Origin of the sequence: Methylobacterium fujisawaense (genome assembly GCF_014138435.1) — a bacterium.
In the GTDB taxonomy this organism is placed as follows: Bacteria; Pseudomonadota; Alphaproteobacteria; order Rhizobiales; family Beijerinckiaceae; genus Methylobacterium; species Methylobacterium fujisawaense.
The window spans coordinates 69,239-84,634 of sequence record NZ_JACJIM010000011.1 but is presented as its reverse complement, the minus strand read 5'-3'; the positions used below and the strand labels follow the sequence as shown (position 1 = coordinate 84,634).

At 70.8% G+C, this 15,396-nt stretch carries 17 protein-coding genes; 10 read left to right on the top strand and 7 right to left on the bottom strand.

Features of this window, described 5'->3' with window-relative positions:
* The first annotated feature begins 7 nt into the window (after nucleotides 1-7).
* The 7 genes from GGQ91_RS26515 to deoA all read left to right on the top strand — a co-directional run bounded on the left by GGQ91_RS26515 (nucleotide 8) and on the right by deoA (nucleotide 5,489).
* A complete protein-coding gene (locus tag GGQ91_RS26515; RefSeq protein WP_043347523.1) occupies nucleotides 8-562 on the top strand; it encodes a glutathione peroxidase in 555 nt (184 codons plus the stop codon).
* Between the two features lie 58 nt (nucleotides 563-620).
* The gene (locus GGQ91_RS26510; RefSeq protein WP_182593198.1) at nucleotides 621-1,256 is read left to right on the top strand and encodes a sigma-70 family RNA polymerase sigma factor; all 636 of its coding nucleotides are present in this window, start codon (nucleotides 621-623) and stop codon (nucleotides 1,254-1,256) included.
* 103 nt (nucleotides 1,257-1,359) lie between these two features.
* Nucleotides 1,360-2,118, top strand: a complete 759-nt coding sequence (locus tag GGQ91_RS26505) for an anti-sigma factor (protein WP_182593197.1) — start codon at nucleotides 1,360-1,362, stop codon at nucleotides 2,116-2,118.
* Nucleotides 2,119-2,218: 100 nt separating this feature from the next.
* Nucleotides 2,219-2,647, top strand: a complete 429-nt coding sequence (locus GGQ91_RS26500) for a cytidine deaminase (RefSeq protein ID WP_051045123.1) — start codon at nucleotides 2,219-2,221, stop codon at nucleotides 2,645-2,647.
* Nucleotides 2,640-3,464 carry a purine-nucleoside phosphorylase gene (locus tag GGQ91_RS26495; protein WP_075380869.1) on the top strand — a complete coding sequence of 275 codons (825 nt, stop codon included), beginning with the start codon at nucleotides 2,640-2,642 and terminating at the stop codon, nucleotides 3,462-3,464. Before GGQ91_RS26500 ends, GGQ91_RS26495 begins: the two co-directional genes overlap by 8 nt.
* Nucleotides 3,457-4,188 carry a deoxyribose-phosphate aldolase gene (deoC, locus tag GGQ91_RS26490; RefSeq protein ID WP_182593196.1) on the top strand — a complete coding sequence of 244 codons (732 nt, stop codon included), beginning with the start codon at nucleotides 3,457-3,459 and terminating at the stop codon, nucleotides 4,186-4,188. Before GGQ91_RS26495 ends, deoC begins: the two co-directional genes overlap by 8 nt.
* A gap of 2 nt (nucleotides 4,189-4,190) precedes the next feature.
* Entirely contained in the window at nucleotides 4,191-5,489 is a 1,299-nt protein-coding gene (deoA, locus tag GGQ91_RS26485) for a thymidine phosphorylase (RefSeq protein ID WP_182593195.1), read from the top strand.
* Nucleotides 5,490-5,546: 57 nt separating this feature from the next.
* Here deoA and GGQ91_RS26480 read toward each other — a convergent pair whose 3' ends face one another.
* From GGQ91_RS26480 to dnaK, 4 genes are all read right to left on the bottom strand, one after another.
* Nucleotides 5,547-5,867, bottom strand: coding sequence for a hypothetical protein (locus tag GGQ91_RS26480; protein ID WP_043357856.1), 321 nt, complete (start codon nucleotides 5,865-5,867; stop codon nucleotides 5,547-5,549).
* A gap of 109 nt (nucleotides 5,868-5,976) precedes the next feature.
* Nucleotides 5,977-6,615, bottom strand: a complete 639-nt coding sequence (locus tag GGQ91_RS26475; protein ID WP_043357854.1) for a class I SAM-dependent methyltransferase — start codon at nucleotides 6,613-6,615, stop codon at nucleotides 5,977-5,979.
* Between the two features lie 139 nt (nucleotides 6,616-6,754).
* On the bottom strand, nucleotides 6,755-7,903 hold the full coding sequence (dnaJ, locus tag GGQ91_RS26470) for a molecular chaperone DnaJ (RefSeq protein ID WP_043357852.1): 1,149 nt from the start codon (nucleotides 7,901-7,903) through the stop codon (nucleotides 6,755-6,757).
* Between the two features lie 317 nt (nucleotides 7,904-8,220).
* Complete coding sequence (gene dnaK, locus GGQ91_RS26465; RefSeq protein ID WP_075380866.1) at nucleotides 8,221-10,134, bottom strand: molecular chaperone DnaK; 1,914 nt, start codon at nucleotides 10,132-10,134, stop codon at nucleotides 8,221-8,223.
* Nucleotides 10,135-10,527: 393 nt separating this feature from the next.
* Between dnaK and GGQ91_RS26460 the strand changes: the two genes are divergently transcribed.
* A complete protein-coding gene (locus GGQ91_RS26460; protein WP_182593194.1) occupies nucleotides 10,528-11,511 on the top strand; it encodes a hypothetical protein in 984 nt (327 codons plus the stop codon).
* Between the two features lie 180 nt (nucleotides 11,512-11,691).
* Here GGQ91_RS26460 and GGQ91_RS26455 read toward each other — a convergent pair whose 3' ends face one another.
* Complete coding sequence (locus tag GGQ91_RS26455) at nucleotides 11,692-12,366, bottom strand: YqgE/AlgH family protein (RefSeq protein WP_257787385.1); 675 nt, start codon at nucleotides 12,364-12,366, stop codon at nucleotides 11,692-11,694.
* A 372-nt stretch (nucleotides 12,367-12,738) separates the two neighbouring features.
* On the opposite strand from GGQ91_RS26455, the gene GGQ91_RS26450 reads away from it, so the two are divergent.
* Together GGQ91_RS26450 and GGQ91_RS26445 are read left to right on the top strand one after the other, a co-directional pair.
* On the top strand, nucleotides 12,739-13,218 hold the full coding sequence (locus GGQ91_RS26450) for a peroxiredoxin (RefSeq protein ID WP_043357846.1): 480 nt from the start codon (nucleotides 12,739-12,741) through the stop codon (nucleotides 13,216-13,218).
* Nucleotides 13,219-13,310: 92 nt separating this feature from the next.
* Nucleotides 13,311-13,952 (top strand): DedA family protein, encoded by a 642-nt coding sequence (locus GGQ91_RS26445; RefSeq protein ID WP_043385228.1) that lies wholly within the window; start codon nucleotides 13,311-13,313, stop codon nucleotides 13,950-13,952.
* A gap of 6 nt (nucleotides 13,953-13,958) precedes the next feature.
* On the opposite strand, the gene GGQ91_RS26440 is transcribed toward GGQ91_RS26445, so the two are convergent.
* Together GGQ91_RS26440 and GGQ91_RS26435 are read right to left on the bottom strand one after the other, a co-directional pair.
* Entirely contained in the window at nucleotides 13,959-14,717 is a 759-nt protein-coding gene (locus GGQ91_RS26440) for a restriction endonuclease (RefSeq protein WP_182593193.1), read from the bottom strand.
* Nucleotides 14,718-14,815: 98 nt separating this feature from the next.
* On the bottom strand, nucleotides 14,816-15,229 hold the full coding sequence (locus tag GGQ91_RS26435; RefSeq protein WP_043357841.1) for a Ros/MucR family transcriptional regulator: 414 nt from the start codon (nucleotides 15,227-15,229) through the stop codon (nucleotides 14,816-14,818).
* Nucleotides 15,230-15,396 lie beyond the last annotated feature (167 nt).

Genomic DNA, 15,396 nt, shown 5'->3' with positions numbered 1-15,396 from the left:
ACCTGCCATGACGCTGCTGCGCCGCGAGGCTCTCATCCTGATCGGTGCCGGCCTTGCCGGCACCGCCCGCGCCGCCGAGGCCATGCGGGCCACGGACTTCGCCTTCGAGACGCCCGAGGGCGCGCCGATGCCGCTCTCGGCCTATGCGGGAAAGCCGATCCTGGTGGTCAACACCGCCACGGCCTGCGGCTATGCCGGGCAACTCTCCGGGCTCCAGACGCTCTGGACGCGGTTCGGCGACCGGGGGCTCACGGTCCTGGGCGTGCCCTCGCCGGATTTCGGCAATCAGGAGCCGCTGGACGGGCCGGCCATCGCGGAGGCTGCCCGGAAGAATCACGGCGTCACCTTCCCGCTCACCGCCAAGACCCGGGTGAAGATGCCGGGCGCCCACCCGTTCTACCGCTGGGCAGCGGCCGAGCGCCCGGCCGAGACGCCGCGGTGGAATTTTCACAAGTACTTGATCGCCCGGGACGGCACCCTGGCGGCGGCCTTCGCCACGCAGGTCGAGCCGACGGATCCGCGGGTGATCTCGGGCATCGCGGCAGCCCTCGATCAGGCCTGACATCCGAGACCCGGCCGGCAGGCGGGATTAAAAGGCCGCTGCCTCGCGTTCACATCCCATGGCATCGGACAAGAACACGCGCCCGGACCTCCTCGACCTGATGGTGCCCCTGCGGCGCTACGCGCGTTCGCTGGCCCGCGACGCGCTGCGGGCCGACGATCTCGTGCACGATACCCTGGTGCGGGCGCTGGAGATGCAGGGCACGCTCCGGCCCAATACCAATCTGCGCACCTGGATGATGACGGTGCTGCACAACGCCTTCATCGACGAGCAGCGCCGCCGGCAGGTCGAGGCCCGTCACGCCGACACGCTGGTGCGGATGACCGAGGACATGGCCCCGCCGGCCCAGGAGGGCCAGGTGCGCCTCGCCCAGATTCGGCAGGCGTTCCTCAAGCTGCCGGAGGAGCAGCGCGCCGCGCTCCATCTCGTCACGCTGGAAGGCATGGCCTACGCCGATGCGGCCGCCGTGTTGGGCATTCCGATCGGCACATTGATGTCCCGTCTCGGCCGCGGCCGGGCGGCCCTGCGGGCCTTCGAAGAGGGGACGCGGGCCGACCGGGCCTCCGGCGAAGGGGAGCCGTCCCGGGCACCCGAGACGCGTCGCGGGCCACCCTCCACCCTCCGGCTCGTCGTGTCCGACGAGCCGAAAAGCGGGTCCAACTGGCACCTCCGACGCGCCGTCGGCGAGAGCTGAGGACCGCGCCGACACAGGTCCGGCGCCCGCGGGCGCCGGTGCCGATTGAACGATTGCGACCGGCGGATCGCCTCCGGGCACGCTGGATTCGAGGACTTTCACGATGATCGATCCGATCACAGACGACGATCTCATCGCCTTCGTCGACGGGCAGATCGACCCGATGCGCCGTCTCGACGTCGAGGCCCATCTCGCGGCCAACCCCGAGGCTGCGGCCCGGGTGATGGCCGAGATGCACGATCGCGACGCCCTGCGGGCCTGTTTCGAGCGCGTTCCCGGGCCCGGGCCGGACCGGAACGTCGTTCTGGCGCGTCGCTTCGACCGGAATTTGCGCTGGCGCCGGGTCGCCTCGCGCCTGAAGCGGGCCGCGGCCATCGCGGTGCTCGTGGGGGCGGGCTGGCTCGCCCATGACGAGATCGGCCGCTTCGGCGTTCCCGACACCCAGGCGGCGACGCCGGACCCGGCCCTGATCGCGGATGCGCGCCAGGCCCGGGTCGTCGCGCAGCTGCGCAAGAGCATGGGCGGCCAAGCCGACGATCCGGTCTACGACCGGCCGCGCCTGCGCTCGGCGACGGGCATCGATCTCCCGGCCCTGCCGGATGGCTGGCGCGTCCGCGACATCCAGGTCTTCCCCGCCCGGCACGGCACCGGGATCGAGGTCGCCCTGGAGGCCGGTCGGTTCGGCGAGGCGTCGCTGTTCGCCACCCGCGGCATCCGCGGCGGTCCGACGACGCTCACCGGCTCGGATGACGGCGACGTCGTGTCGTGGAATACCGGCGACACGGCCTACGCCCTGAGCGGCCCGCGGGACGACACGGATCTCCGGCAGGCGGCGCGCCTCCTCGGCGCGGTGATCCGCTGACGGCGCCCCGGCGGCACCCGGCCGGAGGGCGCTGACCCCGCCCCGGCCCCCTCGACAGGCCCCCTCGACAGGGCGCCCCGGCGGGTGCCAAAGATCGGCCATGCAGGCCGCGGATTCAGCACGGGACGATGACGGGCTCGCCGCCCTGTTCGAGGCCGCCCGGGCGGTGCGTGACCGGGCGCATGCGCCCTATTCCCGCTTCCCGGTCGGTGCGGCGCTCCGCGACGAGCGCGGCGTCATCCATGCCGGCTGCAACGTGGAGAACGCCGCCTACCCGGTCGGGACCTGCGCGGAGGCCGGAGCGATCGCCGCCATGGTGGCGGCCGGAGGCCGGCGCATCGCGGCGATCCTGGTCTGCGGCGACGGCGTCGGCTTGGTGACGCCCTGCGGTGCCTGCCGCCAGCGGATCCGCGAGTTCGCCGGACCGGACACGCCGATTCATGCCGCCGGACCGGGCGGCGTCGCCCGCAGCTTCACCTTGGCGGAGCTGCTGCCGGAATCCTTCGGCCCGGAGACGCTGGGTGAGTGAGGCGGCTGCCCGCGACGCCCTGCGCGACGCCGGTTTCGCAGGACCCTACGCCTGCGCGGTGGTCACCGGCACCGGCCTCGGCGGCATCGCCGCCGCCCTCACGGATGCCATCGTCCTCGACTACGCGGCGATTCCCGGTTTTCCGGGGCCGGGCGTCAGCGGTCACGGCGGCCGGCTGCACCGCGGTCGCCTCGCGGGGCGGCCGGTCCTGATCTTCGAGGGGCGGGCCCACGCCTACGAGCGCGGCGATCCGGCGGTGATGCGGGTGCCCCTCGCTTGCGCCCGGCACCTCGGCGCCCGGCGTCTGCTGCTCACCAACGCCTCCGGATCGCTGCGGCCTGGGACGGGGCCGGGCAGCCTCGTGCTGCTCGCCGACCACATCAACCTGTCCGGCCTGAACCCGCTGATCGGCGAGGCCAGCGACGCCCGGTTCGTGCCGATGACCGCGGCCTACGATCCGGATCTGCGGACGCGGCTGCGCGCGGCGGCGGCGGCCTGCGGCCTGCCCCTCGGGGAGGGGATCTACGCGTGGTTCTCCGGCCCGAGCTTCGAGACGCCCGCGGAGGTCCGGATGGCCGGCATCCTGGGGGCCGACCTCGTGGGCATGTCCACGGTGCCCGAGGTGATCCTCGCCCGATTCCTCGACCTGCCGGTGGCGGCGGTCTCGGTGGTGACGAACCTCGCGGCCGGGATCGCCGGGGGCGCGCCGCACCACGCGGAGACGAAGGCGGTGGCGGCGCGGGCCGCGGAGGATCTCGGCCGCCTGATCCGGGCCTTCGTGGCCCATCTGCCCGATGGAGAGACCGCCGATGACTGAGTCCGAAGCCGGCGCGGTCGCCCGCCGGGCCCTGCCGCTCCTCGACCTCACCGATCTCGGCGAGACCTGCACCGAACCCAGGATCGACGCCCTCTGCCGGGACGCGAAGCGCGGCGGCGTCGCGGCGATCTGCGTCTGGCCGCGCTTCATCGAGCAGGGCGCGCGGGCGCTCGCGGGCACCGGCATCCGGATCGCCACGGTGATCAACTTCCCAGACGGTGGCGAGGATTGCGCCCGCGCCACCGACGACACCGCCGAGGCCCTGCGCGACGGGGCGGACGAGATCGACCTCGTCCTGCCCTACCGCGCCCTGTTGCGGGGCGAGGCGGCGATCGCCCGCGACATGGTGGAGGCGGTGCGCGACACCTGCGGATCCGCGATCCTCAAGGTGATCCTGGAGACGGGCGAGCTCGCCGATCCCGATCGGATCCGGGAGGCCAGCCGGATCGCCCTGGAGGCGGGCGCCGACTTCCTGAAGACCTCCACGGGCAAGAGCGCGGTCTCGGCGACGCCGGAGGCTGCCGAGGCGATGCTGGATGAGATCCGGGCGAGCGGCCGGCCCGCCGGCCTCAAGGTCTCCGGCGGCCTGCGCAGCATTGCCGACGCAGCCACCTACCTGGCTCTTGCCGACCGCCTCATGGGTCCCGCCTGGGTGAATCCCAAGACCTTCCGGCTCGGGGCGAGCAGCCTGTTCGCGGCCTTGATCCAGGCCCGGGAGTCGTGAACGTGCGGCTGCCTCAGGAGACGATCCGGGCCAAGCGCGACGGCCTTCCCCTCGACCCGGAGGCGATCGACGCCTTCGTCCGTGGCCTCACCGACGGCACGGTGGGGGAGGGGCAGGCGGCGGCTTTCGCCATGGCGGTGTTCTTCCGCGGGCTTTCCCTTCCGGAGCGGGTGGCCCTGACCCGCGCGATGGCCGAGTCGGGCCGCGTCCTCGCCTGGGATCTCCCGGGGCCGGTCCTCGACAAGCACTCGACCGGCGGCGTCGGCGACACGGTGAGCCTGCCGCTGGCGCCGATGGTCGCGGCCTGCGGCGGCTACGTGCCGATGATCTCGGGGCGCGGCCTCGGCCATACAGGCGGGACGCTGGACAAGCTCGGCAGTATTCCGGGCTATGACGCGACGCCCGGATTGGACGCGTTCCGCAGGGTCGTCCGGGACGTCGGCTGCGCGATCATCGGCCAGACCGCCGACCTCGCCCCGGCCGACCGGCGCCTCTACGCGATCCGCGACGTGACCGGCACGGTCGAGTCCCTCGACCTGATCACCGCCTCGATCCTGTCGAAGAAGCTCGCCGCCGGGCTCGACGGGCTGGTGATGGACGTCAAGCAGGGGGGCGGGGCCTTCATGGCGACGCTGCCGGAGGCGCGGGCCCTGGCCGAGAGCATCGTCACGGTGGCGGAGGGCGCCGGCCTGCGCACCGCCGCGCTGATCACCGACATGGATGCGCCGCTGGCCAGTGCGGCCGGCAACGCCGTCGAGGTCGCCTACGCGATCGCGTATCTGACAGGCGACCGCCGCGAGCCGCGCTTCCACGCGGTCACGCTGGCACTGGGAGCCGAGATGCTGGTCGTCGGCGGTCTGGCGCCGGACCGCGACAGCGCCGCCGAGCGACTGGAGCAGGCGCTCGCGTCGGGCCGGGCGGCCGATTGCTTCGCCCGCATGGTCACGGCTCTCGGCGGGCCGGGTGATCTGCTGGAGAGGCCGGCAACCTATCTGCCCGCGGCGCCGGTGCGGCGGCCGGTCCACCAGGAAGGGACCGTTGCGGCGGTCGCCACACGGGCTTTGGGCCTGGCGGTGATCGGGCTCGGTGGCGGGCGGACGCAGCCGGGGGACTCGATCGATCCGCGTGTGGGCTTCACGGATCTCGCCGGCCCCGGTGCGTCCGGTGGCCTGCTGGGGGTCGTCCACGCCGCCGATGAGGCCTCGGCGGATCGCGCGGAGGCTGCCTTGCGCGTCGCCTACCGGATCGGCGACGCGCCGTCGGAGCGGCCGCCCGTCATCGAACGGGTGAGGGCGGCATGAGGGCCGGCATGAGGGCCGGCGCGCGCCCCGCCTGAGCGAGACGCACGCCGTCAGTGCTTACCAGCGGCCGTAGCCGTGGCGATGGCCCCAGCCGCCGTGATGGTGGTGACGCGGGCCGAAGCCATGGTTGCGCCAGCCGTAATGGCGTCCCCGTCCCCAGCCGCCATGATGATGATGGCGCGGACCGAAGCCATGGTGGCCCCAGCCGCCATGACGGGGACCGTAGCCGTAGCCATACTGGACGGTGTGGATGTCCCCGCTGTCAGCCTGAAGCCCGGCGTCGAGGCTCAGCGGAGCGGCCATGGCCGGGGCCGCAAAGGCCAGCCCGCCGAAGGCAAGGGCGGCTGCAAAGCGGGTCCGTGCAGTCTTGGTGAACATCGGCGCTTTCCTGTTCCACGCCGGCCGCGTTGGCGCGTCCGGCCGTGTCTCAGGTATGCGCCTTTCAAGTTGACGCAAACGTGACCTGTTCGCTCAGGCCGTGTTCATGTCAGGGTCGGCGATAGACCCAGACCCGGGCCGGGGGCAAGTTCAGCCACACCCGGTTGGAACGGTCGGCGGTATAGCTGCCGGCTTCGCAACGGGCCGGGATCGGCGGCACGACCGCGTAGGTGAACTGCACGAACGGAGCCCCCGGCCGCATCAGGTCGTGGGCGGTGTTGAGCAGGTCCAGCCGCTGCTCCAACGGCTTGGTGAACAGCGGCAGGCTCGAGATCGTGGCCGCCGCGGGCTGCGTCAGCACGTCCTGAAGGCTCGCCCGCATGTTGTAGGCATCGCCCTGAATGACCCGCACACCGGGGAAGCGGTGGGTCAGGAGGCGGCAGAAATCGGGATTGAATTCCACGAGGATCAGGCGCTCCGGCGCAACGCCGCGCCGGATCAGCGCTTCGGTCACGGGACCGGTGCCGGGGCCGAGTTCGACCACCGGTCCTTCCAGGCGCGGGTCGACATAGGCGGCCATGGTGCGCGCGAGCATCTTGCCCGACGGCGTCACCGCACCCGTGACGAGGGGCCGCTCGAGCCACGAACGCAGGAACCGGGCCTCGTCCTCCAGGGGGTCGCGCCGCGGCCCGAAAATCGCGCTCCTGCCGACAGGAGCCTTCGCGTTGGGACGGCGGAGCGGCGGCAAGTCCTGGATTCCTTGATGCCGAATGAGAATGAAAGGCTGAAGAACGGCGTTGTCTTACAGTCAAGGCGGCGCGTCGCCTAGGGGACCCAAGCCACGCCGGCCGCTTGCATAACGGGTCTTCCCAGGATTCGGATCCGGCTCACGGCCGGACCGCGCCCCCGAAGAAGTCTCGGACCTTCGAGAAGAAGCCGGCGGATTCGGGATGATTCTCCGGCGAGGCCGACTGATCGAACTCCTGGAGCAGCTCGCGCTGGCGCTTGGTCAGGTTCTGCGGGGTCTCGACGAAGACCTGGATGTAGAGATCGCCGACCTCCCGCGAGCGGAGCACCGGCATGCCCTTGCCCTTGATGCGGAACTGCTTGGCGGTCTGCGTGCCCGCAGGGATGCGCACCTGCGTCTGCGAGCCGTCGATCACCGGCACGGTGATCTCGCCCGAGAGGGCGGCCGTCACCATCGAGATCGGCACCCGGCAGAACAGGTCGGCCCCGTCGCGCTGGAAGAATTCGTGCTGCTTGATCGACAGGAAGACGTAGAGGTCGCCGGCCGGCCCGCCGCGCAGGCCGCTCTCGCCCTCGCCGGCGAGTCGGATGCGCAGGCCGTCATCGACCCCCGCGGGCACGTTGATGGAGAGGGTGCGCTCGCGGTTGACGCGGCCCGCGCCCTGGCAGGACGTGCAGGGATCGTCGACGATCTCGCCGCGGCCGTGGCAGTTCGGACAGGTACGCTCGATGGCGAAGAAGCCCTGGGCGGCCCGGACGCGGCCGTAGCCCGCGCAGGTCGGGCAGGTCCGGGGCTTCGAGCCCGGCTTGGCGCCCGAGCCGTCACAGGCCTCACAGGTTACCGAGGTCGGGATCCGGATGGTCTCGGCCTTGCCGGTGAAGGCCTCCTCCAGGGTGATCTCGAGGTTGTAGCGCAGATCCGCCCCGCGCTCGCGGCCCGGTGTGCCGCCGCGCCCGCGCGCGCCGCCGCCGCCGCCGCGGCCGTCACCGAAGAAATTGTCGAAGATATCCGACATGAAGTCGCCGAACTCGTTGCCGAATCCGGGACCGCCGCCCCCGCCCTGGCTGAAGGCCGCGTGGCCGAACCGGTCGTAGGCGGCACGCTTCTGGCCGTCGGAGAGGCACTGATAGGCCTCGTTGATCTCCTTGAACTTGATCTCGGCGTCCTTGTCGCCGGGATTGCGGTCGGGATGAAAGGTCATCGCGAGCTTGCGGAAGGCGACCTTCATCTCGCTTTCCGTGGCGGTCTTGGTGACCCCCAGGATCTCGTAATAGTCCCGCTTCGACATCCCAACCCGTCTCCGGACAATCCATCCGCGCCCTGTCTCGGGGCGCGGCGCGGCCGCCTCGCAGGAGGCGTCCAGACGGCGCCGTGATCCCTGGACCCCGCCGCGCCGACGCCCGCCGCGGCGGGGCTTCGGGACGCGGGTTTGCGCAGGATGTGCGGACCGATGCACGTCGCGATTCGCGCTCTAGCACGGGCCGGCAGCCCGCGGCTCCGATCCGGGCGATATCCCGCGTCCTGCGGCGCCTGCGCAACAGCGCGTGTCAAGCAAAGGCGGGGCCGGATCGCTCCGGCCCCGCACGGTCGTCTCCGACCCGCGCCTCAGGCGCGCTTCTTCTGGTCCTTCTCGTCGACCTCCTGGAAGTCGGCGTCGATGACGTCGTCCTTCTTCTCGGAGGCCGCCTCGGCACCGGCGTCGGGGCCGGCCGCCTGATTGGCGGCGTACATGGCCTCGCCGAGCTTCATCGAGGCCTGCATCAGGTCCGTGGTGCGGGCCTTGATCGCCTCGACATCCTCACCCTCGAGGGCGGTCTTGAGCGCGGTCATCGCGGTCTCGATCGCGCCCTTGTCGGCGGCCGGGACCTTGTCGCCGTACTCGGTCACCGACTTCTCGGTAGCGTGGATCAGGCTCTCGCCCTGGTTCTTCACCTCGACCAGCTCGCGGCGCTTCTTGTCGGCCTCGGCATTCGCCTCGGCGTCCTTCACCATCCGGTCGATGTCGGCGTCCGACAGGCCGCCCGAGGCCTGGATGCGGATCTGGTGCTCCTTGTTGGTCGCCTTGTCCTTGGCCGTCACGTTGACGATGCCGTTGGCGTCGATGTCGAAGGTCACCTCGATCTGCGGCATGCCGCGGGGCGCCGGCGGGATGCCGACGAGGTCGAACTGGCCGAGCAGCTTGTTGTCGGCCGCCATCTCGCGCTCGCCCTGGAAGACCCGGATCGTGACGGCGTTCTGGTTGTCCTCCGCCGTCGAGAAGGTCTGGGACTTCTTGGTCGGGATCGTGGTGTTGCGGTCGATGAGCCGGGTGAACACGCCGCCCAGCGTCTCGATGCCCAGCGACAGCGGGGTCACGTCGAGGAGCAGCACGTCCTTGACGTCGCCCTGGAGCACGCCCGCCTGCACGGCGGCGCCGATGGCCACGACCTCATCCGGGTTGACGCCCTTGTGGGGCTCCTTGCCGAAGAAGGCCTTCACCACCTCCTGGATCTTCGGCATGCGGATCATGCCGCCGACCAGCACCACCTCGTCGATCTCGGAGGCCGAGACGCCGGCATCCTTGAGCGCCTTGCGGCAGGGCTCGATCGTCCGCTGCACCAGATCGTCGACCAGCGACTCGAACTTCGCCCGGCTGAGCTTCAGCGCCAGGTGCTTCGGGCCGGTGTTGTCGGCGGTGATGTAGGGCAGGTTGATCTCGGTCTGGGTGGCCGAGGACAGCTCGATCTTGGCCTTCTCGGCCGCCTCCTTGAGGCGCTGGAGGGCGAGCTTGTCCTTGGTCAGGTCGATGCCCTGCTCCTTCTTGAACTCGGAGGTCAGGTATTCGACGATCCGGTTGTCGAAGTCCTCGCCGCCCAGGAAGGTGTCGCCGTTGGTAGACTTCACCTCGAACACGCCGTCGCCGATCTCGAGGATCGACACGTCGAAGGTGCCGCCGCCGAGGTCGTAGACCGCGATCGTGCCGGCCTTCTTCTTGTCGAGGCCGTAGGCGAGCGCCGCCGCGGTCGGCTCGTTGATGATGCGCAAAACCTCAAGGCCCGCGATCTTGCCGGCATCCTTGGTGGCCTGGCGCTGGGCGTCGTTGAAGTAGGCGGGGACGGTGATGACCGCCTGCGTCACCGGCTGGCCGAGATGGGCCTCCGCGGTCTCCTTCATCTTCTGCAGCGTGAAGGCGGAGATCTGCGACGGCGAATACTTCTTGCCGTCCGCCTCGACCCAGGCGTCGCCGTTGTCGCCGCGGGCGATCTTGTAGGGGACGAGGCCCTTGTCCTTCTGGGTCAGCGGATCGTCGTAGGTGCGGCCGATCAGCCGCTTGATGGCGAAGAACGTGCGCTCGGGGTTCGTGACCGCCTGGCGCTTGGCCGGCTGGCCGACGAGCCGCTCGCCGTCATCCGTGAAGGCGACGATCGACGGCGTGGTGCGCGCGCCTTCCGAATTCTCGATGACCTTGGGCTGCGTGCCATCCATCACGGCCACGCAGGAATTGGTGGTGCCCAGGTCGATGCCGATAACTTTACCCATGGCGGGATCCCTCTTTTCGTCGCGTTCAAGCAGACCGCCGAGCCCCGAAGCAGCTCGGCCCATGGCGGTGTACGGAGGTGATGTGAGTATGGGACCCGGGCCGGATCAAGGGCCGTGAACGGCTGAAACCCAGCGCGCAATCCCGCGTCGAGGGCGATATAAGAACCCCGTTCCGGGCTCGCAAGGCGAAGCCTGCGCGGCGGCATTCATCCCGCACAGGCGCGCCATATCCTTGTCATTCCGGCAGGATCTCGCCGCAGGGCCGCCCTCTGCCGGGCGGCGTGACTGCATTTTGTTGCTCCGCTGCCACGTCGGCGCCATCGACGCCGTGTTAACGCTTCGACAAGGGGTTGCGCGTGGCCCCGCCACTTCGTGTCCCCGTCGTAGAGTCCGATGCGCCCGATCCGCAGTCTCCTGCTCCCGATCCTGGCGGTCGCCGTCGCGGCGCCCGGGATGCTCGCCGCCCCTCCGGCGCAGGCCCAGAATTTCTTCGAGCGCCTGTTCGGCATCAAGCCGGAGCGGCCGCCGGTGCCGCCCCGCGGCCTCCCGGAGGCGCCGCCGGCTCCGGCCGCGCCGGGCGAGCCGGGCCCGTCCGCGGCCCCTGAGGCGCCCCGGCCCGCCCCTGCGCCGGCCCGCCCGATCGTTCTGAAGACGCCCTCCGAGGACGGCGTGATCGGCCAGGATCTGCAGCTCAACGGCCTGTCCGGAACCCTGAAGCTGGAACGGTCCGGCACCGCCGTCACGGCGCGGATCAAGCTGCCGGGGACCAAGATCTCGCAGCCGGCGGAATCGTGCACGGTTCCCCTCGCCGGCGGCAACCCGGTGACGCTCAGCGCCGAGGGCAAGCCCGAGGGCGTGCCGCGCTTCGAGGCGGCCGGGGCCGAGTGCCCGCTGCGCTTCGATGTGACCGAGGGCGGCGTCCTGGTCTCGAGCCTCGGTGCGGGCCCGATCTGTACCTTCTCGGCGGCGGATTGCGCCACGACGCCGGTGGGCCTCTGGGGGCCGGCCGCCGCCACCCTGATCCCGCGAGCCGGCGAGTTCGACACCGCCCGGGGCGTCGCCGACAAGGCCGTTCGGGACAATTACAAGCTGATGACCCAGCGCGCCCGGCGCGAGGACGTGCGGCCGATCGTCAGCGAGCAGGCGGCCTTCTCGTCGGACCGGGAGCAGCTCTGCCGCACCTATGCGCGGGAGGGCACGCACGGGTTCTGCCACCTGCGGGTGACGGAGAACCGCGCCCTGGCCCTGGCGACCCGGCTTGGCGCCAACACGGCGACGCCCACGGCCGCCGTCGCGCCGCGCAGGCCGCGTCCCAAGCCCGCCGTCGAAGGCATGAACCCGGACGCGGCCGGCGGCGGCGACGTGCTTCCGGAATAGGTGGAGGCGCGGCGCGCCGGCTCCGTCGGCCCGGCGCTCTGACGCCCGCGGCATCGCGAGCGCAGGGCAGCGGCCCAGGGCGGAAGGAAGCCGGACAGCCTGGGACCGGACAGCCTGGGCCGGCGGGATTGCCCCGCTTGCAAGCACCGGGGCGCCGCAAATCTCTGAGGTCGATGTCGATCAGGCCCGGCCGGCGGTCATCGACAGCATCGCCGGGTCGATGCCGTTGGCCCGCAGGGCGAGGTCGTACTTGGCGTCGAGGTCGGCGTTGAAGATCAGGGCCGGGTCGGCCGGGCAGTTGAGCCAGCCATTGGCCATGATCTCGCTCTCCAGCTGCCCCGCCTGCCAGCCGGCATAGCCCAACGCGAGCACGGCGCTCGCCGGCCCCTCGCCGCTGGCGATGGCGCGGAGGATCTCCACGGTTGCGGTCAGGCAGATGCCGTCGTCGATGATCAGCGTCGATTGCTGGATGTGAAAATCGTCGCTGTGGAGCACGAAGCCGCGCCGTCCTTCCACCGGACCGCCCATCAGGACCGGCATGTGGCCGACCCGCTCGCGCAGGCGAATCGCATCCGCCTCGGGCGCCACGTCGAGCTGGACCAAGAGGTCCGGCATGCTGATGTCGGTCGCCGCCTTGTTGACGATGATGCCCATCGCCCCGTCGGCGGAATGGGCGCAGACATAGATCACCGAACGGGCGAAGCGCTCGTCGGCCATGCCGGGCATGGCCACGAGGAATTGCCCGTCGAGGAAGTTCGGACCCGACAGCTCCGTCTGAAGCGGCGACGCGGCCTTGCCGGCCAGCGAAGACGCTGCCGACGGGGGATCGGGCCTGCGGTGCGGAGGGTGCGCCATGCGTCCATGCTACGCCCCGTCTCCTGGTTGTCCAGCGGGCAATAGGGACGCAGCAAGCCTCCCTCAAGCTTGTGCGCGTCGCAATCCGTGTCCCGCAATGCCGTAGTCGGTCCGGGTCGCGGCCGGCGCGGTTGCGGCCGCGGCCCGATGGTCACGGCGGGTTTCGTGCCCTCTCCCACTCTCGACGTTGGGGAGCAGAGGGCGCGGATCGAGCGGTCTCACAAGATCAAGCGCCTCGGCATCAAGCGCCTCGGCCCGTGCGTGTGGTTCAAGCCGGACTGGGCCGCATCCTCGACAGGCATCCCCTGCCACGCTAGGTCAGGCGCGCTGCTCACGCGCGCCATCCCAGCGCGCGACAACGAGGGACCCGCGATGATCCAGGTCGGCGACCACCTGCCCCAGGCCACCTTCCGGGTGATCGGCCCCGAGGGCCCGATCGCGCGCACCACCGACGACGTGTTCAAGGGCCGGCGCGTGGTCCTGATCGGCGTGCCGGGCGCGTTCACCCCCAGCTGCCACCGCAACCACCTGCCGGGCTTCGTCACCCACAAGGACGAGATCCTCGGACGCGGCGTCGATGCCATTGCGGTGACGAGCGTCAACGACGTGTTCGTGCTCGACGCGTGGTCGAAGGCGAGCGGCGCGGAAGGGCTGGAATTCCTGGCCGACGGCAACGCCGATTTCGCCAAGGCCATCGGCCTCGAGATGGACGGCACGGGTTTCGGCCTCGGGATGCGCTCGAAGCGCTACTCGATGCTGGTCGAGGACGGCGTCGTCCGGATCCTCAACGTCGAGGAGACGCCCTCGAAGGCGGAGGCCTCGGGCGCCGAGGCCCTGCTGAAGGTCCTCTGACCGCGCCGCGCTCCGCGGATCGGCCCTTTTAAGGCCACGATCCATCCGCTTGTGTCGCCGGGCTTTGCCCGGAGACCGGCCCCGAGGACCGCATGGCCTTCCTGAACGATCTGCCCATCGCCGAGCTGATCGCGAATTACGGATACATCGCGATCTTCGTGATCATCACCCTCGAGAGCGCCGGCGTGCCATGCCCCGGCGAGACGGTGCTGATCTCGGCCGCCGTCTATGCGGGCAGCACCGGCAATTTGAATATCGGCCTGGTCATCGCCGCGGCCGCGGCGGCGGCGATCCTGGGCGACAATGTCGGCTATTGGGCGGGGCGGCGCTGGGGCATGCCGCTGCTCCTGCGCTACGGTCACCTCATCGCCCTCGATCACGGGCGGCTCAAGCTCGGCCAGTATCTGTTCCGCCGGCACGGCGGCAAGATCGTGTTCTTCGGCCGCTTCACCGCGATGCTGCGCGCCTACGCGGCCGTGCTCGCCGGGGTCAACCGTCTGGATGCCCGGCGCTTCTTCGCCTTCAACGCCCTCGGCGGCGTCGTCTGGGCCGGCAGCATGGGGATCGGCTCCTACTATTGCGGGCGCCAGATCGAGCACATCGTCGGCCCGGTCGGCCTGACCCTGCTGGCGCTCGTGGTGTTCGGAGGCCTGGCCCTCTGGCTGTTCGTGCGTCGGCACGAGGCGCGGCTGCTCAGCGAGGCGGAGACCGCCATCCCCGGGCCGCTTGCCTGACGACCGTCACGCCTCTGCGAGATCGTTCGCGTCGAGGGTGTCCAGCGCCTCGTGATGCATCAGGAGCACGCCGGTCGCCGTGGCGAGCCGGCGCGCGGCCGGGGTGAAGCCGGCATTGGAGACCACGGCGGCCCGGTCCCCGTCCCAGTAGCGCAGCGCCGCCGCCGCTTCCTGCACGGCGGCGTTGCCGACGGGCTTGCTCAGCCGCTTGCATTGCACCACGAGGCGCAGGCCGTCCTGCACCGCGACGATGTCGGCGCCCTGGTCGCCGCTCGCCGGCGTCCGGTGCGTCCGCCAGCCCGCCCGGGTCAGGCGCTCGGCGCAGTAGCGCTCGTAGTCCAGCCCGTCCCCCGGCGCCTCGTCCTCCTCCGGGAGGGCGACGGCCGCCGCCTCGGCCTCGATGATCGCCAGCATCCGCTCGTGCTCCACCTCGGCGAGGTCGGCGAAGCGGGGGCCGAGCTGCGGCAGGACGGTCCGGTCGAGAAAGTAGTCCCGCTCGCGCAGCCAGCCGTCCTCGATCCAGTTGCCGTAAGGATCGCAGTAGCTCTCCTGACGCCGCCGCAGCGCCAGCGTGTCGGCATGCGCCCGGGCGATCCGCCGCACCCGGGCACGGAAGCGGCGCTTGCGCCCGAGATGCCGGAGCAGGACCAGGACGAGGGCCAGGCCCGTCGCGGCCAGGGCCGGCGGGCCGTACCAGAGCCCGAACGGAAGGCCGATCACGGCCGTCCAGAACAGGCGGGCAACGGGATTGGGCTTGCCGGGCATCGGGTCTCTGAGGCGCTGACGGGCCCCTGACCCTCGCAAGCTTGGCTTGCCCGATGCCTAACCCGGATCCGAAAGCTGTGGACGCGCTCGGCGCGTTCTCAGCCCTTCCGCCGCTGGTGGCCGAGGCCCATGCTCTTGGCGAGACTGGAGCGCGCCGCGGCGTAGTTCGGCGCCACCATCGGATAATCGGGCGGAAGGCCCCATTTCGTCCGGTATTCCTCGGGCGTGAGGTTGTAGTGCGTGCGCAGATGGCGCTTGAGCGACTTGAACTTCTTGCCGTCTTCCAGACACACGATGAAGTCGGGCTGGACCGAGCGCCGGACCGGCACGGCCGGCCGCAATTCCTCCGTCGGCGTGATGGCCGGCTCGCCGAGACCGTGCAGCGTCGCGTGGATGGCCGCGATGAGCCCGGGCAGCTCCGGCGCAGGCACCGGATTGTTGCTCACGAAGGCCGACACGATGTCGACGGACAGCGCGAGATAGTCCGGTTGCCCTTCACCCGTGGCGTCCATCCCATAACCTCCTGTCGATCCCGGCTCGCCGCCAACCCGAGGTGCCGGCCGGAATCTGTCTCTGCTCAACCCGATACAGGGTAGTTAAGCAGCAGTTACTATGGTGGTGGGAATTTAATAGCAAGACCAATCTACACACGCTCACAACTGTCGTCTTGGGGTGGATA